General features: G+C 57.2%; 22 protein-coding genes and 5 pseudogenes. 9 read left to right on the top strand and 18 right to left on the bottom strand.

All coding sequences use genetic code 11. From position 1 onward, the window contains the following. The first annotated feature begins 239 nt into the window (after positions 1–239). From RBB80_RS27985 to RBB80_RS27975, 3 genes are all read left to right on the top strand, one after another. Complete coding sequence (locus tag RBB80_RS27985) at positions 240–854, top strand: hypothetical protein (protein ID WP_433965475.1); 615 nt, start codon at positions 240–242, stop codon at positions 852–854. Positions 855–945: 91 nt separating this feature from the next. Further along, positions 946–1,233 carry a GYD domain-containing protein gene (locus tag RBB80_RS27980; protein ID WP_433965474.1) on the top strand — a complete coding sequence of 96 codons (288 nt, stop codon included), beginning with the start codon at positions 946–948 and terminating at the stop codon, positions 1,231–1,233. Positions 1,234–1,368: 135 nt separating this feature from the next. Then, the gene (locus RBB80_RS27975) at positions 1,369–2,037 is read left to right on the top strand and encodes a YwaF family protein (RefSeq protein WP_433965473.1); all 669 of its coding nucleotides are present in this window, start codon (positions 1,369–1,371) and stop codon (positions 2,035–2,037) included. A 156-nt stretch (positions 2,038–2,193) separates the two neighbouring features. Here the strand turns inward: RBB80_RS27975 and RBB80_RS27970 are convergent, their stop codons facing one another. The 3 genes from RBB80_RS27970 to RBB80_RS27960 form a co-directional block, all read right to left on the bottom strand. After that, positions 2,194–2,454, bottom strand: coding sequence for a hypothetical protein (locus tag RBB80_RS27970; RefSeq protein ID WP_433965472.1), 261 nt, complete (start codon positions 2,452–2,454; stop codon positions 2,194–2,196). Continuing rightward, entirely contained in the window at positions 2,421–2,831 is a 411-nt protein-coding gene (gene nuoB, locus RBB80_RS27965; protein WP_433965471.1) for an NADH-quinone oxidoreductase subunit NuoB, read from the bottom strand. The genes RBB80_RS27970 and nuoB overlap by 34 nt, the downstream gene beginning before the upstream one ends. Before the next feature lie 187 nt (positions 2,832–3,018). After that, positions 3,019–3,315, bottom strand: coding sequence for a hypothetical protein (locus RBB80_RS27960; RefSeq protein ID WP_433965470.1), 297 nt, complete (start codon positions 3,313–3,315; stop codon positions 3,019–3,021). 370 nt (positions 3,316–3,685) lie between these two features. On the opposite strand from RBB80_RS27960, the gene RBB80_RS27955 reads away from it, so the two are divergent. From RBB80_RS27955 to RBB80_RS27935, 5 genes and pseudogenes are all read left to right on the top strand, one after another. Then, the gene (locus RBB80_RS27955; RefSeq protein WP_433965123.1) at positions 3,686–4,543 is read left to right on the top strand and encodes a tyrosine-type recombinase/integrase; all 858 of its coding nucleotides are present in this window, start codon (positions 3,686–3,688) and stop codon (positions 4,541–4,543) included. Then, the gene (locus RBB80_RS27950; RefSeq protein WP_433965122.1) at positions 4,540–5,715 is read left to right on the top strand and encodes an IS91 family transposase; all 1,176 of its coding nucleotides are present in this window, start codon (positions 4,540–4,542) and stop codon (positions 5,713–5,715) included. The genes RBB80_RS27955 and RBB80_RS27950 overlap by 4 nt, the downstream gene beginning before the upstream one ends. A gap of 575 nt (positions 5,716–6,290) precedes the next feature. Next, positions 6,291–6,884 carry a hypothetical protein gene (locus RBB80_RS27945; protein WP_433965469.1) on the top strand — a complete coding sequence of 198 codons (594 nt, stop codon included), beginning with the start codon at positions 6,291–6,293 and terminating at the stop codon, positions 6,882–6,884. An 856-nt stretch (positions 6,885–7,740) separates the two neighbouring features. Continuing rightward, positions 7,741–8,816, top strand: a pseudogene (locus RBB80_RS27940) (rod shape-determining protein). Positions 8,817–8,934: 118 nt separating this feature from the next. Continuing rightward, positions 8,935–9,483 (top strand): undecaprenyl-diphosphate phosphatase, encoded by a 549-nt coding sequence (locus RBB80_RS27935; protein WP_433969926.1) that lies wholly within the window; start codon positions 8,935–8,937, stop codon positions 9,481–9,483. A gap of 1,265 nt (positions 9,484–10,748) precedes the next feature. Here RBB80_RS27935 and RBB80_RS27930 read toward each other — a convergent pair. The 15 genes and pseudogenes from RBB80_RS27930 to RBB80_RS27860 form a co-directional block, all read right to left on the bottom strand. Next, positions 10,749–11,333 carry a rhodanese-like domain-containing protein gene (locus RBB80_RS27930; RefSeq protein ID WP_433965468.1) on the bottom strand — a complete coding sequence of 195 codons (585 nt, stop codon included), beginning with the start codon at positions 11,331–11,333 and terminating at the stop codon, positions 10,749–10,751. A 60-nt stretch (positions 11,334–11,393) separates the two neighbouring features. Next, positions 11,394–11,942 carry a putative Fe-S cluster assembly protein SufT gene (sufT, locus tag RBB80_RS27925; protein ID WP_433965467.1) on the bottom strand — a complete coding sequence of 183 codons (549 nt, stop codon included), beginning with the start codon at positions 11,940–11,942 and terminating at the stop codon, positions 11,394–11,396. Then, the gene (locus RBB80_RS27920; RefSeq protein WP_433965466.1) at positions 11,942–12,322 is read right to left on the bottom strand and encodes a HesB/IscA family protein; all 381 of its coding nucleotides are present in this window, start codon (positions 12,320–12,322) and stop codon (positions 11,942–11,944) included. The genes sufT and RBB80_RS27920 overlap by 1 nt, the downstream gene beginning before the upstream one ends. Before the next feature lie 89 nt (positions 12,323–12,411). Continuing rightward, positions 12,412–12,819, bottom strand: a complete 408-nt coding sequence (gene sufU / locus RBB80_RS27915) for a Fe-S cluster assembly sulfur transfer protein SufU (protein WP_433965465.1) — start codon at positions 12,817–12,819, stop codon at positions 12,412–12,414. Positions 12,820–12,871: 52 nt separating this feature from the next. Next, complete coding sequence (locus tag RBB80_RS27910) at positions 12,872–14,128, bottom strand: SufS family cysteine desulfurase (RefSeq protein WP_433965464.1); 1,257 nt, start codon at positions 14,126–14,128, stop codon at positions 12,872–12,874. Then, positions 14,125–14,991 (bottom strand): Fe-S cluster assembly protein SufD, encoded by an 867-nt coding sequence (gene sufD, locus RBB80_RS27905; RefSeq protein WP_433969924.1) that lies wholly within the window; start codon positions 14,989–14,991, stop codon positions 14,125–14,127. The genes RBB80_RS27910 and sufD overlap by 4 nt, the downstream gene beginning before the upstream one ends. After that, positions 14,907–15,490: pseudogene (locus RBB80_RS27900) on the bottom strand (hypothetical protein). Before RBB80_RS27900 ends, sufD begins: the two are co-directional and overlap by 85 nt. Continuing rightward, the gene (gene sufC / locus RBB80_RS27895; protein ID WP_433969922.1) at positions 15,490–16,257 is read right to left on the bottom strand and encodes a Fe-S cluster assembly ATPase SufC; all 768 of its coding nucleotides are present in this window, start codon (positions 16,255–16,257) and stop codon (positions 15,490–15,492) included. The pseudogene RBB80_RS27900 and the gene sufC overlap by 1 nt, the downstream one beginning before the upstream one ends. A gap of 9 nt (positions 16,258–16,266) precedes the next feature. After that, positions 16,267–17,096: pseudogene (gene sufB, locus RBB80_RS27890) on the bottom strand (Fe-S cluster assembly protein SufB). Then, complete coding sequence (locus tag RBB80_RS27885; RefSeq protein ID WP_433965463.1) at positions 17,096–17,728, bottom strand: hypothetical protein; 633 nt, start codon at positions 17,726–17,728, stop codon at positions 17,096–17,098. Before RBB80_RS27885 ends, sufB begins: the two are co-directional and overlap by 1 nt. A 134-nt stretch (positions 17,729–17,862) precedes the next feature. Beyond that, positions 17,863–18,186: an RrF2 family transcriptional regulator gene (locus tag RBB80_RS27880; protein WP_433969920.1), complete on the bottom strand. Its 324-nt coding sequence runs from the start codon at positions 18,184–18,186 to the stop codon at positions 17,863–17,865. Beyond that, positions 18,162–18,323, bottom strand: a pseudogene (locus RBB80_RS27875) (Rrf2 family transcriptional regulator); the annotation flags it as partial. The pseudogene RBB80_RS27875 and the gene RBB80_RS27880, both read right to left, overlap by 25 nt. Before the next feature lie 52 nt (positions 18,324–18,375). Further along, positions 18,376–18,741 (bottom strand): annotated as a pseudogene (locus RBB80_RS27870) (hypothetical protein); the annotation flags it as partial. Beyond that, a complete protein-coding gene (locus RBB80_RS27865) occupies positions 18,633–19,595 on the bottom strand; it encodes a GTP 3',8-cyclase MoaA (protein WP_433965462.1) in 963 nt (320 codons plus the stop codon). The gene RBB80_RS27865 and the pseudogene RBB80_RS27870, both read right to left, overlap by 109 nt. Positions 19,596–19,910: 315 nt before the next feature. Continuing rightward, a complete protein-coding gene (locus RBB80_RS27860) occupies positions 19,911–20,051 on the bottom strand; it encodes a hypothetical protein (protein WP_433965461.1) in 141 nt (46 codons plus the stop codon). A 211-nt stretch (positions 20,052–20,262) separates the two neighbouring features. Here RBB80_RS27860 and RBB80_RS27855 point away from each other — a divergent pair, with 211 nt between their 5' ends. Beyond that, positions 20,263–21,177, top strand: coding sequence for a reverse transcriptase domain-containing protein (locus RBB80_RS27855; protein ID WP_433965460.1), 915 nt, complete (start codon positions 20,263–20,265; stop codon positions 21,175–21,177). Positions 21,178–21,256: the final 79 nt, after the last annotated feature.

Here is a 21,256-nt window from a genome sequence, read left to right as displayed (position 1 = left end):
GTCGATTTTGTGGCCGTGGTCTCCCGTTCCCAAATGCGAGGCACCTGGGGCACCCATTTCAGTGGAAGAACACACTCCCATGGTACCTAGGCCCCACCGCCAAAGTTAGAATCCTCCGCTTCAAAAATCTTCCGCCATTCTGGCTTTACCTTGGCCTTCAAAACCACGTTTGAGGTATTCACCAGGGTTGGCCCCGACGACTCGCTTGAACGCCTTACTGAACGCAGCGTCGGACTCGTATGCACACGCATCAGAGCCTGTGGAACGGTGGAGCAAACCTGTTTTGGGATGAACGGGGCTACGCACAAATCAGCGAGACAGCCAAGTCCTACATCGGTGGCCTGCTCCAGCATGCGGCGGCGCTCCTAGCTCTTTGTGCTCCGACCACCAACTCGTACCGGCGACTGGTGCCCGGATTTGAGGCTCCGGTGAACCTCGTGTATTCGCAGCGTAATCGGTCGGCAGGCGTTCGCATTCCCATGTATTCCAAGAGTTCGAAGGCAAAACGAGTCGAATTCCGCTGTCCGGATCCGGCCTGTAACCCTTACCTGTGCTTTGCGGCTCAGTTGATGGCCGGCCTCGACGGAATCCGGAACAGGATCGATCCCGGTGAACCGATCGATAAGGACCTCTATGAGCTTGAGCCCGAGGATGCCGCAAGAGTCAGGAGCACGCCGGGTTCGCTCGGTGAGGTACTCGACGCGCTGGAAAGGGATCGCGACTGGTTGCTGCAGGGTGATGTGTTCACACCGGACGTGATCAAAACGTGGATCACCTACAAACGAGAGCGTGAGCTTGCACCTGTGAACTTGCGCCCCGTACCCTACGAATTTTTCCTGTACTTCGACCTGTAACTCTGAGGAAGAGGCCGTGACTACGCGCTGCGGGTCGCAGGAGGCTGATAATGGGTCAGGTAAGTCGTTCGCGCGCCGCCGGAGGTATGAAATGGCTACTTATGTGATTCTCAGCCGGTTTTCGCCAGAGGCATTCGCAGAGCCCAAGGACTTCATAAAACTGGCAGACGCAGTGTCCTCAAGAATCAAGAAGGAATGTAAAGGCGTTACCTGGAAGCAAAGCTTCTCTACATTGGGGCGTTTCGACGTAGTAGACATAGTCGAGGCTGACGATCCCAAGGATATTGAAAGAGCTGTGATGATCATCCGCAGCCATGGACATTCAATTACGGAAACGCTGGTCGCCACTCCGTGGAAAGAATTTCTTGCAGCTCTGTAGTTGCTGCATACGCTGAGGGGCGAGACGGCCACATTGATCACGGCAGCCCGGGTCAATCCCCATGCAGTTGCCGGGCCTGAGGTATGGTCATGTTTGTCGTCCGTTGGCTCCCGGCGCTTTAAACGTGATCCAGCCATGCAAACAAAGTTTGGGATCTTCGGTCCGGTCCACATTGCAATTCTGAGCACCATCCCCGTTCTTGCAGCAATTCTTGCAGCGATTGAGCGGTGGATTTCTACCGGGCGCAGAGGGCTGCGAATTGGGCTGGCAATTACTCTTCTGTTGAACTCGATTGTCCGGTATGGATATTTAGCTGCGCGTGGCTGGCTCACATTCCGCTACCACCTCCCTCTGGAGCTTTGCGACGCGACTCTGTGCCTCATGATCGTCGCCCTGCTTACTCTCAATGCGACGATCTTCGAGCTGGCCTATTATGGCGCACTGGCCGGAACGTCGATGGCTCTGCTCACCCCGGATCTCTGGGAACCTTTTCCTTCCTTCTCTACGGTCCAGTTTTTTGTCTCCCACGGCCTCGTCCTGGTTGGCGCCTTGTATCTCGTATGGTCCGGACAGGCGAGACCACGGCCGGGATCGATCTGGAAAGCGATGCTAGGTCTTAACATCTTTGCCGCAATCGCGGGTACTTTCGACCTTTTCTTCAAAACGAACTACATGTACCTCCGGGCCAAACCGAGGAATCCATCACTTTTCGATTTTCTGGGGGAGGAATCGCTCTCGGGCTCTTCGTGCTTTTGTATCTGCCGTTCTGGCGGCCAGCTTCAAACTCGACAGAGCGGGGGATGAGAGAAAGTAGCTGAAATGCGTCTCCGCAAACGTTCTTCGACACCCAGAACGTCGGAACTCCGTCGCAGACAGGCTGGGGTGCAGCCGCGGTGCCCATTTCATTCCGTAATTCCTGATCGACGACAAGGCTGCGCATCATACACACCGATGGTACGGCTAAACGCTATCGGGAGTCCGGAGCACAGTAAGCGATTGCCGCTGTGCCCATTTCGCATCACGCATCGAAGGCATATCAGGCCGCTGTACCTCTTGCGGCCCGATGACCCAACTTAGGGGCCGCTTTTCCTTTCCTATCGCGTCTCGCAATAACAGAACGCCTTCGAGAAACGCGTCCGGTCGAGGCGGACATCCGGGGACATACACGTCTACGGGTAGAAATTTGTCTACGCCCTGCACCACGCTGTAGATGTCGTACATGCGCCCGAATTAGCGCAGGACCCCATTGAAATGACCCAACGTGGCTCCATCATCTGCTCATAGAGGCGCTTGATGACTGGCGCCATCTTGATAAAGACCGTACCCGCGATGACCATGAGATCCGCCTGGCGCGGCGTGCCACGGATCACTTCAGCGCCGAACCGGGCGATGTCGTATTTGCTTGTAATGCTTGTAGCCATCTCCACAAAACAGCAGGAGAGGCCGAAGTTAAACGGCCAGACAGAGTTCTTGCGGCTCCACGCCACAAGGTCATCCAGCCGGGACATAACGAGAGTACGGCGGATCGCCTCCTCAAGATTCCCATCGGCCTTCTCAGCCTGCTGCGAAACATCAGGCCGACTGATCGACCAGCGCATGGCACACCACCCGTTGCTAACTCACCGTCCGTCTGCTTCCTTGTCTCCAATCAAGAGCGCCGACGCGCCACAAATAGGCAAGCGTCGCGAGAATCGGAACGAGCGGGACAAGGCCTGGAGGGCGGAGTTACGTCCGCCCTCTCAAGCAAACAGGGCCATGCCCATTACACTGCGACGCTGTCGCGATCTAGTGGATGGTGGAATTGACAACTTCACCGCTCTGCACCTTGGGCGCTCCATCCAATACTCCTGCCAAGGTCTTTACCACGTCTGGGTAGATATTGTTATTGTAAGCCTCTGCATTGGCCTTGTTGTCCCACAGACTGATTGCAGTGACATCCGTTCCGTCGGAACCGGAGAATGCAATTTCGTTCTTAAAACCGTTCTGTTTCCGCAGTAACGGAAGGACATCATTCTCAAATGTCCGGGTGTAGTCAGAAAGCATATTGGGTTTCAAATGAATCGAAACATTGCGTGCATACATAGCAACCTCCTTAAGGTTGGGAGGGCTAAGAAGGAATGCTTCAGATAGGCTGACTTAGCTCAGGGAACCTGAGACGAGGAGAAGGAAAAGCCACCTCAAGTCTGACCCTAGTCTTATGCGGCGGGACTGTCAAACAGCGGAAAACGCCGGTTGTGGACAGATCCGCTGCCGCTGCCACTTTCGGTCCTTAAGAGCGCTTCGGACATGAAGAAATAGAAGTATCCGTAAACCATCCGCGTTTCCGGATTGCCTGTTAGGACTAAGCCGCTGGCGCGGCGGATGGATCGTGGTGGTGTGACGAGAGGAGAACGGCGGGGCTAGCGTTGTTGGTTATAGGAAGGAGGATCCTATGACCCCACTCCGTCGACGCATGCTGGACGATCTCCTGCGGCGCAACTATTCCCCTGATACGATCCGCGGCTACATCCGTGCTGTGCAGCAGTTTGCCGAGTACTTTCACCGTTCGCCCGAACAGATGGGTGGCGAAGAACTGCGCCGCTATCAGCTTTACCTGCTTCACGAGAGGAAGTTTGCGCTCGGCACGGTGGAGAACAACATCTCGGCTCTGCGGTTTCTTTACAAGAAGACGCTGAAGCGGCGCGATTTGGCTTTCGACGATCTGCCTTTTCCCAAGCAGCCGCGCACCTTGCCAACCGTGCTCAGCCAGGACGAGGTGACGCGACTGATCGAGGCGGCGGCGAACCGCATGCATCGCATGCTCCTGATGCTGCTCTACGCCACCGGCATGCGCCGCACCGAAGCGTCTCTGCTGAAGGTGAGCGACATCGACAGCCAGCGCATGGTCATCCACATCCACCGGGGCAAGGGCATGCGCGACCGCGATGTGCCGCTGACGCCGAAGATGCTCGAAGCGCTGCGCGACTACTGGCGCTGGAAGAAGCCCCGCGTCTATCTGTTCCCCAGCAAGAGGAGCGCAGCCGGCAGCGATCAGCCTATCTCCGATAAGACGGTGTGGAACGTCTGCCGGGCGGCGGCCACCCGCGCGGGCATTCAGAAGAAGCTTGGCCCCCATACGCTCCGGCATTGCTTCGCCACGCATCTGCTGGAAGGCGGAGCCGACCTGCGTACCATCCAGTTGCTGATGGGGCATGAGCGACTGGAAGACACGACCATCTATCTGCACCTGTCCCAGCGGCATCTGCATGCCGCCATCAACCCGCTTGACCAACTCACGATCCGCAACATGCAGGAGAAGCGACTGGGATGACGCGGCCACCTTTCGAGGTGGCCGATGTGATCCGTACAGCAGGCAGCAGGTTTCGAGAACGTGCGTCGTTGACATGGCCGCAGGCGAAGGTGCTCGACGCCATCGCCCGTTGCCGCACGGCCGCGCTCGGGGGACATCGCGATCAGTGCTCCAACTGCGGCCATCAGGCCATCTCTTACAACTCATGCCGCAACCGGCACTGCCCCAAGTGCCAGACCAACGCTCGCGAACAGTGGCTCGCCAAGCGCCAGCAGGAGCTGCTGCCCGTGGGCTACTATCACCTGGTCTTCAGTGTGCCGCACGCGCTCGTGCCGCTGATGTGGCAGAACCAGCGGCGGCTCTTCGCTCTGCTGTTCGAAGCCAGCGCAGCCACGCTGCTCGAAGTCGCAGCCGATCCGAAGCATCTCGGCGCTCAAGCCGGTTTACTCGCCGTGCTGCATACCTGGGGACAGACCCTGCAGCCTCACCCGCATGTCCACTGTGTCGTGCCCGGCGGCGGTCTGTCGCCGGATCACAGCCACTGGATCTCTTCGCGCCCTCACTTCTTTCTGCCCGTCAAGGTCCTCAGCCACGTCTTCCGCGGCAAGTTCCTTGCTGGACTACGACGCGCTTTTCATCGCGATCAGTTGCGATTCTACGGCGAGTGCTTGCCGCTGACAGAAGAGAAGAACTTCGCCGCTTTTCTGCGTACTCTGTTCCAGCAGGACTGGGTCGTCTATGCCAAGCCGCCCTTCGGCGGGCCGGAGCACGTCCTTCACTACCTGGCCCGCTATACCCACCGCGTCGCCATCTCCAACCACCGCCTGCTCTCGGTCTCAGATGCCGCGATCAGCTTCCGCTGGAAGGACTACGCGCATGGCAGCAAGCATCGCACCTTGACGCTCTCGCCGGAGGAGTTCCTGCGCCGCTTCCTCCAGCATGTGCTGCCCAGAGGCTTCCCCCGCATCCGCTACTTCGGCTGGCTGACCAACCGCTCCCGTGGAAGTCTGCTTCCGCTCTGCCGCTACCTGCTCCACCAGCCGCCGCCGGCAACAGATGCGCCCTCCTCCACCCAGCCAGCCACATGGCCGTGCCCTCGCTGCCAAGGCCCCATGTATCTTATCGAGCGACTTACTGCCGCTCAGATCTTCTTCGCCGAAACTCGACCTGTAGGTGCCTATGACACGTCCTGACCTCATGTTTAACCGGACCCTTGCACCTGCCTCTGGCGATGCTCCCTGGACGTGTGTTCCACGCCTCGGACAAGGCCGTCTTGCCAGGTCGGATGCCCACTCTCCATGCCCCCGGCTCGCTATCTGCATCGCTTCTCATCAGCCACTCCAATCAGCAGCGCGATTGAAAACCCATAGCCCCAAACATCCTGCCCCGACCCCACCACCGGCTTCCTCCTCACGGCTCTATCCGAACCGCTCCCCGAAGAGGCCGTCTCGCCTTGGATCATGTGCAGGTGGAGTGGTTCCGATAGAGTCCTACCGTCACTCGGGAATAGAGAATGTGTCGGGAATGGCCATAGCGGCAACGGTTGACCTTTGGCGCCGAGGGGTGAAACCATCATCCGTATCAAGTGGATCGGGATTCTTCTCGCTAACTTGATGCCCTCCTGCGGACGGTCCGTTTGAGACGCACTAAAACAGCTACGCCAATGCTCCGCCTGTCAGGTTTCGTTCTCTTGGCAACGCTCGCCTCATCGTCCCAGGTAACTTCGTCCACCGCTGAAATCCCCGATCTGAACCTGATCCTGCAACGCATGGAGGACATCCTGCACCGGGATCCCGCACAATCTCTACCATATGAGGTGACGCGAGAATACAAAGTGTTCCGCGGCTATGATAAGCAATCCACCTCTGAGGTCATCGCGCAGATCGATTTCGTTCCTCCCGACGTGAAGACATACAAGATTATTCAGGCGAGAGGCAACTCGGCGGGCGAAAGAATGGTTCGTGAAATTCTGGACAGGGAAACCGACTCGACGACGAAAAAACGCAGTAGCGAGATCAGTCGGGCGAACTATGACTTCGTCCTTCTTCGGCAACAGAACTTCGGCATTGTTCCTGAGTACGTTTTGGGTATCTTCCCCAAGCGGAAGGAGAAAAACCTTTTACGCGGCCAGATCTGGGTAGATGCAAGCACTTTCCGCATCCGCCGAATTGAAGGAGTGCCCGTCAAGAGTCCCTCCTTTTGGCTCAAGGAGATTCATATAACCCTGCAATTTGCGCAACTTGGCGATATGTGGGTGCCCGTTACCTTCGACGGCATCGCGACAGTCCGATTCTTGGGTAAGTACACACTTGCTGGCCACAATATCCGATCCTCCGAGTCCCTATCTACTGCGCCTAAATAGCCCCATGTGCGATAACCTCCGGATAGCCGGCAAGCTGGAAGTAACGGGGGATTTTCCTGATCCGCCGGGCCTCGGTCCCTGTCGAATCGGTTTGTTGTCCACCCTGCAATTCCGTTTTCTTTGCGGTCTGACCTGCTCTCCCGCTGGCCCGCTCACGTGCGGTCTACGCCGCGGCGTCCATCTCTGCCTTCGCCTCCTCCAAGGTGTGTTGGAGCCGCAGATTTTCCTCGACGTACACCCCGAGATTCCTCGCCATTTCGCCGTCCACTTCCTCTGGTGTGCCGCTGAAGCTGAGTGGCGCGCAAATGCGGCGTTTTCATCCTCCCTCTTTCTTGTTGGAATCACGTTAACGCGGATTCTATTCTGGTCGATACGAGCGACTGTCAACATCACCGTCCGCTCCCCAAGAAGCGCCATCAGCTCTATGAACATACGTCCCCTTGCAAGAAACTAGTTCACTCACGTTCGGTGGATGGCGCCGCAGGGTCCATGCGGCGTGGATTCACTTTATTGTTTTTGGCTTGCCAGCTTGATAGCGGTGAGGCCCGGTGAGTTGGCGAGTGACCGGGGAAAAGCTAGTTTTCGACAAAACTCAGCCCGCAACGATTGACAGATACAATCGCAGTAAGCTGTTTTTGGCTTGGGATGGAGATCCATCGATTTTGCGATCCTTCCGTTTGCCCTGCTGTTTCGAACCCTATCCGCACGTGATCAACAGCAGCATGCAGGAACAAGAGACTTACCCCAACTGAAGGCCACTCTTAGGGTGGACTGGATTCGGCCGACGAGGACTGAGGCTGAGGAACTTCGGTGGATGATCCTGTTTTGAACAGGCAGCTTAGAAAGAAGCATCCGTATGTCACCTCGTGGTTTTTGTCCCGGGGCGTCGCGCGGGTGCAACCTAAGGCCGCTCTTTAGCCTTTCTCAAGCGACCTGGCCATCGATCTGGGAACCTCCAACACACTAGTTTGTGTTCGTGGCAAGGGCATCGTGGTGAACGAGCCGTCGATCGTAGCCATTAACCAGAACAGCGGTGAGGTGGAAGCGGTGGGAAGAGAGGCCAAGGAAATGCTGGGCCGTACACCGGGCCACATAGTTGCAATTCGGCCGTTGAAAGAGGGGGTCATTGCCGATTTCAAAGTGACCGAGACGATGTTGAATTACTTTATCCAGAAAGCGCACAATCGCAAAATGTTGGTGCATACACGCATTGTGATTGGTGTGCCCGCGGAGATCACGCAGGTGGAAAGACGCGCGGTCATGGACTCAGCTTACCGCGCGAAAGCCAGCGAGGTCTATCTGGTGGACCAGGCCATGGTGGCGGCGATTGGTGCCGGGCTGCCCACCAGTGAACCCACCGGAAGCATGATCATCGATATTGGGGGAGGTACCACGGATATTGCGGTGATCTCTCTGAGTGGCATCGTCTACGCCCGTTCTTTGCGAATGGCAGGAAACCAAATGGACGAAGCCATCATGACTTACGTGAAGCAAAAATATAACTTGCTGATTGGCGAACGCACCGCCGAGCGGATCAAGATTGAAATAGGGAGCGCGTTCCCGCTCGAGAAACCGCTGACGATGGAAATCAAGGGCCGCAACCTGATTGAAGGGGTACCCAAGACCATCATTCTGAATGACACTGAAGTCCGCGAGGCATTGAGTGAATGGGTGTCGACGCTCATGAACGCCATTCGTGTGGTGCTAGAGCGCATACCGCCCGAGCTCTCAGCTGACATCAGCGACCGCGGCATCGTGCTCACCGGCGGTGGCGCACTCTTGAAGGATTTGGATAGGCGCATCCGAGAAGAAACCGGACTTCCTGTCTCAATTGCCGATGACCCTCTATGCTGCGTTGTTCTGGGGACTGGCAAGATGCTTGACGATTTTAAGCTACTACGGAAGCTCTCCATTGAGTCCGTGTCGGCCTGAACGGAGTCGAGCACATGATTTGTGATGGGCCAGACTTGACCTTGCAGGCCGTGCTGGCGGGTCAGCTCAGGCGTATCAGACATGCTCGCATGTTCATAATTTCCGGGTTGCCCGTGAGATCGGCATAGGGGGCGGCGGTCACCCGCCGACCCTGCCACGCCACCGGGGAGGGGTCCGTTACACGGCGGTTGCAGGGATCATCATCCTCACAGCTGGAGTTCTGGAGCACCGTCCTATGATTCGTCGGCAAGCGTCAGAAGACAGAGAAGCGAGTCTAATGGGGGTCGTTCAAGGGTTGTCTTTGCCGTTTCGTGGGTTCTCTCGTTCGGGTTCAACGATTTCTGCTGGAATGCTCGCTGGTACAACCCGAGAACATGCCGAGACTTCAGCTTCGCATTGGCTGTTGTGCTTAACGCCAGCAGTTGTAGGCTATGAGGTCATGCGGCTGGTAAAGGCCACGCACGAGGCAGCGGCAACCGGCACGGCCCTGAATTTACAGGGAACGCTCGGGCTAAGTTTGCTGGGGATGGGAGTGGCGTTTGTGGCAGGCCTTATAGGCCTCAAGTGGCTGTCGAGCTGGCTAGAATCCGGGAAGTGGTATCTCTTCGGAATCTATTGTCTTGTGGCATCAGGAATGGTTTTCTATCTTCATGCTCGGGGCTTTTAGCGTGACGAAGATGCGTTCACGATCATATGAGTGTCATACTGTCACACTATGCTTCCAGTTTCGAAAGAACTCCGCATCTGCCTTCTCAGCTTCGATCGCTGCTTTGCATGTGTACGCGCCCCGGAGGTCATGTCGACCGCGATGCCCGGTCATCGTCGAGGCATTTCCTCGGGGTGATGAACGAACAGGCGACCAGTTTCTGGATGTCGTCCGAAAAGAAATGACACTCTGGTGTGACGATTCGGAGTGACTGTCAGAAGCACGGTGCGGACGCACAAACTCCCGCGTCGAAGTCATAAATAGCCGCATCCGCTGTCTGCAATTACGTAAACTCTGTGACCGACTGTGACATAGCGCACCAATGCCGCTACGGCTGGAGTTCCCTGAGCTGCAGCGTCAGGCTCGGTCTGCGTGCGCACCTTTCTGGAGTGGTCGAACTGAAAGCCGGTTAGTTCTCCCTTTAGACCAACATTTGTTGAAATCAATAGCGCAGCCTCATATAACCTCCCGGCAGCTTCCTCATATAGGCGTGCAAGACGCCTTCTCACGCGATCTGCGGAATACTCGCAGAGCGCCGATTCGCAGCGGAGTTGCTCATGACAGTTGGCCTCACCAAAGATCTGAGCATTCGGAAAGCGAGATTATCACAAATTAGAGGACTGGGCGCCCCGAGTCAGCGTCGCGATAGCTAATCATGATGAAGCGTTTGCAGGCTTCGTTGGAGGAGCACGATGCCGAATAAAAAAGATCGAGAGACTGAGGAAGAATTTGAAAAATTCGATAAGGCAAATGGATAAAAGCATGTCTGTATCCGAGGAAGAATTAGACAGAAGATTCAAAGAAGCGAAGGCCGCCAAGACTGGAAAGCGATACCGCAAGATAGCAGCAAACCAGAACGATAAGGAGCCCTCCGAAGAAGGGTGATCCTCTTTACTTATCTTTGACTGGCTCCAAAAATTGTTTAGCTTGCGTTAACGTTGCGTGTAGAAGAGACGCTGAGTAAATTGCGCACTTGCCATCGCTGAACGTGATGATTACGCCGCCACTCATTCTATCCGCCGAAAGTATGCGGGGAGCAAGATCGTTTGTCATGAGAATACTTTGCACTAGCTGGCTTTGGGGAGTCGGTCGCTCAGTAGACAGAACTTCTTAGAAAGGGACTTCTGTTTTGCCTGTCAGTTGCTTAACCCACGCATTCATTTTTTATGAGCTGATCGGTGTCAGAAAAGAATTTCGGATTCCTTTGAGATTCGCGGGTATCTCAATCACGTAAGAGTGGCGGTCAGGGGTGATTCAAGCCTGCCTGGCCAGTCCTGGATTCCACCGTCGAGGCTGCGAGCGTTCGTAAAACCGTAGGCCTGGAAGTAGGCTGCTTTGTCGAGGCTCCTCCGTCCCTCGTTGGAGTAGAAAACGATCGGGGTCTCCTTAGACCAGGAATCGAGCGCGTTGAAGGTCAATTCCACCGTGACCGGCCGCGCACCCACGAGGTGGCCTGCCTGCCATTCGCTGGTTGATCTCGTATCGAGAAGCCGCAGGCCCTCTCCCCGCTGGAGTGCGCTGGCAAGCTCTTGCTGCGAGATATGGATCTTCGCCTCCACGCTTGCGCTTTGCCGGATGACGGCGCGCAAGGCCTCGAAAGAATCCGCGATGCTGTAATTCTGGCAGACCTCCGCAAGCGTGTCAGTGAGCTGATAACTGCAACTGGTACATCCCCCGATGTGATACCGGATAAACAGCGCTATCTTGGCGGTTGGGTAGGCATGGAGAACATCAGCCATCGTGGCGTCCGGGCCGATGGCCGGCTGGGCCGCGGATCCTTCTTCGCGGGCTTTTGCTGGGGCCATTGGCATGTCGATTCCTTCCGTACTTTCGATTTCGGGTCGCATTGCTCTCCAATCCTCGCAGCAGGCTTACATCAGGCCAAGCTGCAGCTGTGCCGCCATCGACATCAAGCCCTGGTTCCAGGGCGGATCCAGAACAACCTCGATGCTGCATTGGGTTACGTCCGGAATACGGGCGACCTTGCCCTCGATGTCTCGCTTGAGCACGCCGCCCATGCCGCAACCCGGAGCAGTCAGCGTGAACCGTACGTCCACTCGATTGCCGCCTTCGGCCAGCGGCGTTACCCCGCAGTGATACACGAGGCCGAGGTCCACGATGTTGACTGGGATCTCAGGGTCGTAGCATGTTTTCAATTGCTCCCAGACCATCTTCTCCAGGGAGCCCTCAGCCGCGCCTTTTGTGCTGCCTGGTGGGGGTGTGACCTCTTTTCCGATAGCGTTAGCGTCGCGGTTATCGATGCGGACCATGTGACCTGTCCCTGTCATCACCGTGTAGGAGCCGCCCAACGCCTGCGTAATCCAGACCTGAGTGCCGGTAGCTAGGATCATTGTCTCCCCGCTGGGGATGATGCTCACCTTACAATCGCGGCTAAGAGAAACCATTTCGTTTACAGCCATTAGTTTGCCTCCACTTCCTTGACTTGTATGTCCGGCATAACTTCCGAGAAAGTGTTCCCGCAGCTGCAACTATGTTCCGCGTGAGGATTTAGAAACATGTATTCGTTTCCGTGGGGGCCTTGCTTGACTCCCAGCTTAACCCCGTCGAGATGGGCCAGACTCTGCTGATCGACCCGTATCGTGATTCCTTCGCTCTCGAAGAGGTGGTCGCCGGGACGAACCGCCTCCGAATCGAGTTCCAGCACGTAGCGGTATTGGGTGTTGCTATCCTTGCAGCCATCGTTGACGACCCCGAGCCGCAGCGCCGTGTCCACCGGTAACTTCTCCTTGCCGATATTGCCTCGCACAACCTCAGCCGCGTGTGCTGTCAGCGTAATCATTCAAGCGCTCCTTTCATTTGTACAGCCTGCTAAAACGCCAGTTCATTGCCAGCTTTGGCTGTGTCTCGCATTGCAACTCGATGGGGCGACTACTCGGTTGAAACCGTGTCGTTCTTCTGATCGAGGGCCGACATCATCGCGTGCCATGCCAAGATGGCGCACTTCACCCGCACGGGGAACTCACAGACGCCGGAAAAGACAACCAGCTTGCCGAGGTTTGCTTCTTCATCCGCCTCGCTCGTCTGGTTCGTAACCAGCCGTTGAAACTGCGCGAACAACTCCTGTGCCTGGCTCTTCGTCTTGCCCTTCAGGCTGGCGGTCATCATCGAGGCCGAGGACTTGGAGATGGCGCAGCCCGAACCCTCAAAGCTGATGTCCGTGACCGTATCGTTATCGAGCTGCAGGAACACTGTGAAGTGGTCGCCGCAGAGCGGGTTGAAGCCCTCCGCCTTCCGGTTTGCATCGGGCAGGGGTGAAAGTTTTCCGGCCTCTTCCAATGCTCGAGGATCATGTCCTGATAGAGATCCCGAACGTCCCGCGATTCTGGCATCATGCGAACATCTCCTGAACCTTTGTGATCCCACGCATCAAGGCATCGACCTCCGCTTCTGTGTTGTACAGCGCAAAGGAAGCGCGTGTGGTCGCCGGTATGCCAAAGAACTGCATCACCGGCTGGGCGCAGTGATGCCCGGTGCGAACAGCGATCCCCTCCTGATCGAGGATGGTGCCGATGTCGTGCGGGTGTATGCCGTCGAGGACGAAGGAAAGCACAGCGGCCTTTTTCTGCGCGGTGCCGATCACGCGAACCCCTGGCAACAGGGAGATCCGCTCCGTGGCATAGGCCAGCAGGTCGTGCTCGTGCGCCGCCACGTTGTCCAGCCCGATGCGCGTTAAATACTCGATGGCTGCGCCTAGGCCGATGACCCCGGAGATGTCCGGCGTACCCGCCTCGAACTTGTGGGGAAGGGAGTTGTAGGTCGTCTTCTCGAAGGTGACCGAGCTGATCATGTCGCCCCCGCCCTGATAAGGAGGCATGGCTTCGAGCAGCCGCTGCTTGCCGTACAGGATGCCAATTCCCGTCGGTCCGTACATCTTGTGCCCGGAGAAGGCGTAGAAATCGCAGTCCAAGTCCTGTACGTCCACCTGGAGGTGAGGAACAGCCTGAGCACCATCCACCAGCACGGGGATGCCGTGTTCATGCGCCATGCGAATGATCTGCCGCACCGGATTGATCGTGCCGAGGGCGTTAGACACATGCGCCACAGCCACCAGTTTTGTTTCAGGGGTCAGCAGCTTTTCATACTCCTCGAGCAAGAGCTCGCCGCGATCGTTCATCGGAATAACGTGCAGCTTCGCACCCTTCTCCTCGCACAGTATCTGCCAGGGCACAATGTTGGAGTGGTGCTCCATCGCCGAGATCAGGACTGCGTCGCCAGCCTGCACATGCATCCTGCCGTAGCTCTGCGCCACCAGGTTGATGGCTTCCGTGGCTCCGCGGACGAAGATCACCTCGGCGGGACTGGCTGCATGGATGAACTGCTGGACGGCGAGCCGTACCTCTTCATACGCCTCGGTCGCGCGCTCGGAGAGCAGATGCACGCCGCGGTGGATGTTCGAACAATCCTCTTCGTAAAAGCGCGTGATGGCGTCGATGACGGACCGCGGCTTCTGTGACGTCGCGGCGTTGTCCAGGTAGACGAGTGGCTTGCCGTGCACGAGTTGGTTCAGCGCGGGAAAGTCTTTACTTAGCCTGGCAGCATCGAAACCAGCGGCCACAGCGCTTACGCGGTTGGCAGTTATGCTCATAGCGCCGCCTCCGATTGCTTAGCCTGGGGCAACGCCCGCATGATGATCTTCGCCAGATGATTGCGAATCGAGCCCGGATTCATCCGTTCCAGGCACTCGCTGGCAAAGGCGAACAACAAGAGGCCTTCGGCCGCAGCTTCATCGAGACCGCGCGAGCGCAGGTAGAAGAGCGCTTCCTCGTCGATCTGGCCTATCGTCGCGCTGTGCGTACACTTCACGTCGTCGGCAAAGATTTCAAGCTGCGGCTTCGAGTCCATCTGCGCAGTGTCCGACAGGAGCAGGTTGCGGTTGGTTTGTTTCGAGTCGGTTTGCTGCGCGCCTTTGCACACCAGGATTCGGCCATGGAAGACGCCGCGCGACTCACCGTCCAGAATGCCGTTGTAGAACTGGTGGCTGGCGCAATGTGCGCTCCTGTGTTCCACCTTCATGTAATTGTCCAGATGTTGCCGGCCATTGCCGACGAACAGACCGTTGATCAGACAGTTGCCGCCTTCGCCGGCCAGCACCGGTTGTATGTTGTTGCGTACCAGCGCACCGCCGGTCAGCACCGAATGCGAATTGACTGTCGTGCTGCGTCCCTGCTGGATGCTGAGCGTGGAGACGTGAAACACTTCCGTACTCTCGCGTTCGATCCTGTAGTGGTGAAGCACCGCCTGCTCCCCCGCGACGACCTCGGTCACGACGTTGGTGAACGACACGCCGACACCCAGCGAGACATAGTCCTCGAGGATCGTGCCTTGGCTGTTCTCGCCGGCCATGATCAGGTTGCGCGGGTTCGCTATCCGTGGGGTTTCGCTGCCGGTATTGAGGTACAGAAGATAGATAGGCTTCTGAAGCGCAAGGCCCCGGGAATGAACACGAATGCTCCGTCCTCGAAGAACGCCGTGTTCAGTGCCGTAAAGGCTTCCTTGCTGGAATCGGTGTAGCGTGTGAGATGCGGTTCGATTTTTCCCGCTCCTTCAGCATCGCTTCGGCAAGGCTGGAAACCTGCAAGCCCTTGTGCCCCGCTGGCAGGCGCGAAAGTCTCGACACATAGCGTCCGTTCACAAACACGAGTTGCGCGGCCAGACTCTCCAGCCTGTACGGAGAGATGTCGTCCTCGGTGACTGTATCGGTTTCGTCTTTGGGAATCTCGGAGAGATGGAATGTAGTCTGGGCAATGGGCGCAACGCTGGTGAAGCGCCAGTCTTCGTCATGGACGGTAGGGAAGCCCAACTGGCAGAAACTGGTAAACGCGTCCTCGCGCACGCCTCGCAGCCAGGACTCCTGCCGATGGACTGGCGACTGCTTCTGCAACTGAAGGAACGTTTCCAGGTAGCTCGGGGGCTGTTGTATGGTCGTCGACACGTTCGTACCCTCCATCAAACCGCAACCGCAGTTGCACTGGCCTCTGTCTCGACCCCAACGTAACCCTGTTCTTCGAGCGTCAGCGCCAGTTCCTTGCCGCCCGACTTGACGATCCGCCCATCGACGAGCACATGCACGAAGTCCGGAACGATGTAGTCCAGCAGACGCTGGTAGTGGGTGATGACGATGATGGCCCGGTCGGGGCTGCGCATGGCGTTGACGCCGTTGGCCACAATGCGCATCGCATCGATATCGAGTCCGGAGTCGGTCTCGTCCAGAATAGCGAGCTTGGGCTCCAGCAACGCCATCTGCAGAATCTCGTTGCGCTTCTTCTCGCCGCCGGAGAAGCCTTCGTTCACGGAGCGGGTCATAAAACTCTCGTCCACCTCGAGCAGTTTCATCTTTTCCTTATAGAACGGCATGAAGTCCATGGCATCCATCTCTTTTTTGCCATGGTATTTCCGGACGGCATTCAGCGCTGCGCGCAGGAAGTAGGCGTTGCTGATTCCAGCGATCTCAATCGGGTATTGAAAGGCCATGAAAACGCCCTCGCAGGCTGCGTCTTCCGGCTTCATAGCCAGCAGGTCCTTGCCATCGAGCAGTATCTCGCCTTCGGTGACCACGTAGTTTTCGCGACGGGCCATCACCTGCGCGAGCGTGCTTTTCCCCGAGCCGTTCGGTCCCATGATCGAGTGGACCTCCCCGGCATTCACCGTCAGATTGAGACCTTTGAGTATCTCGCGGTTTTCGATTCTCGCGTGTAAATTTCTTATTTCCAACATAGACATAGGCTAGCCAACACTCCCTTCCAAACTCACGCTCAACAGCTTCTGCGCCTCGACGGCGAACTCCATCGGCAGCTTGCGGAAGACCTGTTTACAAAAGCCGTTGATGATCATCGAAAGCGCATCTTCCTTCGGCAGGCCGCGCTGCTGCAGGTAGAAGATCTGGTCGTCGCCGACCTTCGAGGTCGATGCTTCGTGCTCGATGCGCGCGGTGGAGTTCTTCGCCTCGATGTAGGGGAAGGTGTGCGCCCCGCACTTGTCGCCGATCAGCAGGGAATCGCACTGCGTGTAGTTGCGGGCCCCTACTGCGCCCTTAAGCACCTTGACTCCGCCGCGATAGGTGTTCTGCCCGTGTCCGGCGGAGATACCCTTGGCGATGATCGTGCTCCGCGTGTTCTTGCCGATGTGAATCATCTTGGTGCCGGTGTCAGCCTGCTGCCAGTGGTTCGAGAGCGCCACCGAGTAGAACTCGCCCACGGAGTTGTCGCCCTGGAGGATGACGCTCGGGTACTTCCAGGTGATGGCAGCGCCGGTCTCCACCTGCGTCCAGGAGATCTTCGAGTTCACCCTTCGCATTTGCCGCGCTTGGTGACGAAGTTATAGATCCCGCCCTTGCCCGTCACGGGATCTCCCGGATACCAGTTCTGCACGGTCGAGTACTTGATCTCGGCGTTGTCGTGCGCAACCAGCTCAACCACCGCGGCGTGCAACTGGTTCTTGTCGCGGGTCGGCGCCGTGCAGCCTTCGAGGTAGCTCACATAGGAACCCTCGTCGGCAATAATCAGCGTGCGTTCGAACTGGCCCGAATCCGCCGCGTTGATGCGGAAATAGGTCATCAGCTCCATCGGGCAGCGAACCCCTTGGGGACGTAGACGAACGAGCCATCGGTGAATACGGCCGCGTTCAGAGCGGCGAAGAAGTTGTCCGAGTAGGGCACCACCGAACCCAGATATTTCTTCACCAGTTCGGGGTGGCGCTGCACCGCCTCCGAGAACGGGCAGAAGATAATGCCGATCTCAGCGAGCTTGGCCTGAAATGTGGTAGCCACGGAGACGCTGTCGAACACCGCGTCCACCGCCACGCCGGCCAGCCGCTTCTGCTCATTCAGTGGGAGGCCAAGTTTTTCGTATGCGAGAAGTATCTCGGGATCCACTTCATCCAGACTCTTCGGCCCGGCCTTCTTGGGTTTAGGCGCGGAGTAGTAAATGATGTCCTGATAGTCGATGGCGTCGTATTTGATGTTGGCCCACTTCGGCTCAGCCTCTTGTTTCTCCAGCTTTAGCCAGTGACGGAACGCCTTCAAGCGCCACTCCAACATAAATTTCGGCTCGTTTTTCTTGGTCGAAATAAGGCGAATGGTGTCTTCGTTCAGACCCTTCGGGGCCGAGTCCGACTCAACTTCAGTGACAAAGCCCCACTTATATTCGCCCTCGACAAGAGAGTCTATGATCTTCGTGTCGGTACTCATGATGCCTCCTCCTGGAGTTCAACGCGTCCGATTCAACGCGTTTTGTGCAGTTGCAAAACTGAGGCCATCCTTAAAACTTAAACCTGACAAAAATTTCCTGTTTCACGTCAAAAAAATAATTCGCGAACCTGAACCTAGGCAGACATGCGAAATGTCTCCTCCAGCGACAATTGGACCAGCGCTTCCTTGCCCAGGAGTTGGGAAATTGGAATGCCGTCCATCACCCCCACAATGTATTGTTCGATGCCCTCCCAGACCGGCCGCAGAGCGCAGCCCCCATGATGAACGCATGTCCTGCGGTTGCCCGTATGGCGGCTGCAAATGTCCTTTGTCGCCCACAGGCTACCGAACGCCCGTTGCACATCGCCGAGACTGATTTCTTCAGGGGACCTCGACAATACGTAGCCCCCTTGACCCCTCGATGGCTCTTGGTGAGACCAGCCCTCTTCAGGGTCCAGAGCAGCTTTTCGACATAGGGACAGGAGAGACCTTCGCGCCGCGCAATCTCTCCGCCGGCAAGAGGCTCCCCGGCGGGCACAGAAGCCAGTTGCAGGATGCAGCGAAGACCGTATTCTTCTTGGGCTGTAATCTTCATCGGGCGGTTCCAACTACAGCCATGGTCCCAAAACCATACTTTTTGTCAAGTATTACGATGCACCACCGCCAGAGTAGGAACAGACCACCAGACAGGCATTGCAGTTTAATGTCGAAGAGGCAGGCTTTGTGAACCACCAAAGGTTGGAAATGCGGACCCGTTCACCCCCGATAAAACTCATCTCCACCTTCTGCTGCTTCGCTGTCTCCGCGGTGCGGATCTCGGAGTAGTTGTCGTCGCGGTGCAGCCAGATGGCGGCGATGGCGTTGTGAATCTCCCCATCGCTCTTTCCGGTGCGCATCATCGACTTCAGGTCAGAGCCCTTCCGAGCGAACAGGCAGGTGTAGATCGCGCCATCGGTGGAAAGCCGCACGCGGGTGCAGGCGCCGCAGAAGGCCTCCGTAACGCTGGAGATGACGCCGAACTCGCCCGCGCCATCCTGATAGCGCCAGCGCCTGGCAACTTCACCGGAATAGTTGGGGTCGACGGGTTCGCAGGAAACACCTCGTGGATGCGTTTGACCACCTCCGCACCGGGGATGACGTCATCCATCTTCCAGCCGTTGGTGGCGCCCACATCCATGAATTCGATGAAGCGCACAATGTTCCCGGAACCCTTGAAGTAGCGGGCCATGTCGACGACATGCCCGTCGTTGACACCGCGTTTGACCACCATGTTGATCTTGACTGGGCTGAACCCTTCGGCTGCAGCCATGTCGATAGCTTCGAGCACTTTGGCTACGGGGAAATCGGCGTCGTTCATGGCCTTGAAGGTGGCGTCGTCCATGGAATCGAGGCTCACGGTGACGCGCGTCAAGCCGGCTGCCTTGAGGGCCCTGGCCTTGGCTTTCAATGCCGATCCGTTTGTGGTGAGCGTGAGATCGACGCCTGGCAACGCTCTCGCCAGCATTTCGACCAGCCTCTCGATTCCATGGCGCAGCAGCGGCTCGCCCCCGGTAAGGCGAATCTTTTCCACGCCGTGGCCTCGGAAGATCTTCGCCAGACGGACGATCTCCTCGAAGGTCAGCACCTCGTCATGCGGCAGGAACTGATACTTGTCGTTGAACACATTCCTGGGCATGCAGTAGGTGCAGCGAAAGTTGCAGCGGTCGGTGACGGAGATGCGCAGGTCGCGCAGGCCGCGGTTGCGAGTGTCCACAAGCGGGCCTGCCGAATCGGAAAGCGAGCTTGCCGGACCGCACTCGAGCGGCGAAATGCGCAGGTTGCGTTCGCTTATGCGTTCATCAGCGCGCGGGGTGATCTTGAAGTCCATTCTGTACCGGGTCGCAAGTCAGAAACCCGCGCTTTCGCGGAGACGACCACAGGGCTAGTCTACCGAAACAAGGCGTGCAGTAATGGCTCCAGACATCCCCAAGATCGATCCCAATCAACGAGGGCAGACCGGACGCTACACGTCGTTTCCGAGATGGAAGATCGACTCGATCCGAAGGACCTGCTCTCCCTCGAAAATGCCCACCTATCCAGCCTGTGGTTGCAGCGTGACACTGACGCCGAGGCTCTCTAGCCTCTTCAACGCCTGTCGACTCCATAGCGACATGTCGAACGTCAAAGCTCCTGAGCCACTCAGCTAGCTCACGCAGGTCTCGCGTTGTGCAACCGAAGCGACGAAGATGCTCCTTGGCTTGTGCCCTCGCTCGAGCAGAATACACGCCGCAACCGACGACTTGTGAACGTCGATACCGCAACACCTCTCATAGAGCACTTCCATCCTTGCCTCCTCTGCCGTGCTCGCAAGGATGCAGAGTGCGAGAGTCTCCCTCGCGTGCTCTTCCGTGAGGAAGGCTACAGTCCGTTGTTCCTGAACGCATCCAGGGTCAAACTCATCAGCGGGTTCGAAACGCCAATGCAGGTCACGACCTCATGCGGGCACGACCACAACAGCCTAAACCCATTTTCATCCGTCGTTGTGACCGAAGGTCATGAACAACTCATCCCATTTTTCAGTAACTTGCCGGACGGTTGGCATCTCGGCCATCAACACTGGCCATAGGAGGATTGTAGATGCGGATCTCAGCAGCTACTTCGATAGCATTCCACATGCCGATCTTATGAGGTCGGTAGCTCGAAGGGTCGTCGACGGAGCGATGCTGCATCTAATCAAGATGTGGCTGGAAGCTCCGGTTGAAGAAACCGATGAGCGTGGAAACCAGCGTCGGAGCACGCGCAATCGGGACGAAGGTCGAGGTACTCCACAAGGAGCTCCGATCAGCCCCTTGCTCAGCAATCTGTATATGCGCCGGTTTGTGCTCGGGTGGAAGAAGCTCGGGTACGAGGCGCGTTGGGAAGCGTACATCGTGAACTACGCCGATGATCTTGTCATCTGCTGTCGGACTGGAGCGGATCAAGCTTTAGCCACGATGCAGAAGATGATGTTGAAGCTGAAGTTGACGGTGAACGACTCGAAGACGCGGGTCTGCTCTGTGCCGGAAGAGAAGTTTGACTTTCTTGGATACACGTTTGGTCAATGCTATAGCCCCAAAACTGGACGAGCCTATCTTGGCACCGTTCCAGCGCGAAAGCGGGTGCACCGCATCTGCGGGGAAATACGCGAAATGACCGGACGGAGTACAACCTCGTTGGCTCCAGCGACAATCGTGACGAAGCTCAACCGCACAATGTGTGGATGGGCGAACTACTTCTGTCTTGGACCGGTCAGTACAGCCTATCGTGCTGTAGATGGTTACGCGACGATGAGGCTGCGTCTGTGGTTGCGAACGAAACATAAGCTCTCAGGACGTGCGAACGGGATGTTCCCGGATACATATCTCTATGGAGCCTTAGGTCTTGTTCGTCTGGACCGACGGACACGCAATTTTCCGTGGGCGAAAGCGTGAGTCTTCTCCGAGAGCCGGATGCGGGAGATCCGCCTGTCCGGTTCGATGAGCGGGATGTGGAAACGGAGCAGGGTAAACC

The sequence above is a fragment of the Tunturiibacter gelidiferens genome, from assembly GCF_051013345.1.
Taxonomy (GTDB): domain Bacteria; phylum Acidobacteriota; class Terriglobia; order Terriglobales; family Acidobacteriaceae; genus Edaphobacter; species Edaphobacter gelidiferens_A.
Note: the sequence above shows the minus strand (reverse complement) of the source record. Positions and strands in the feature narration are given on the sequence as shown.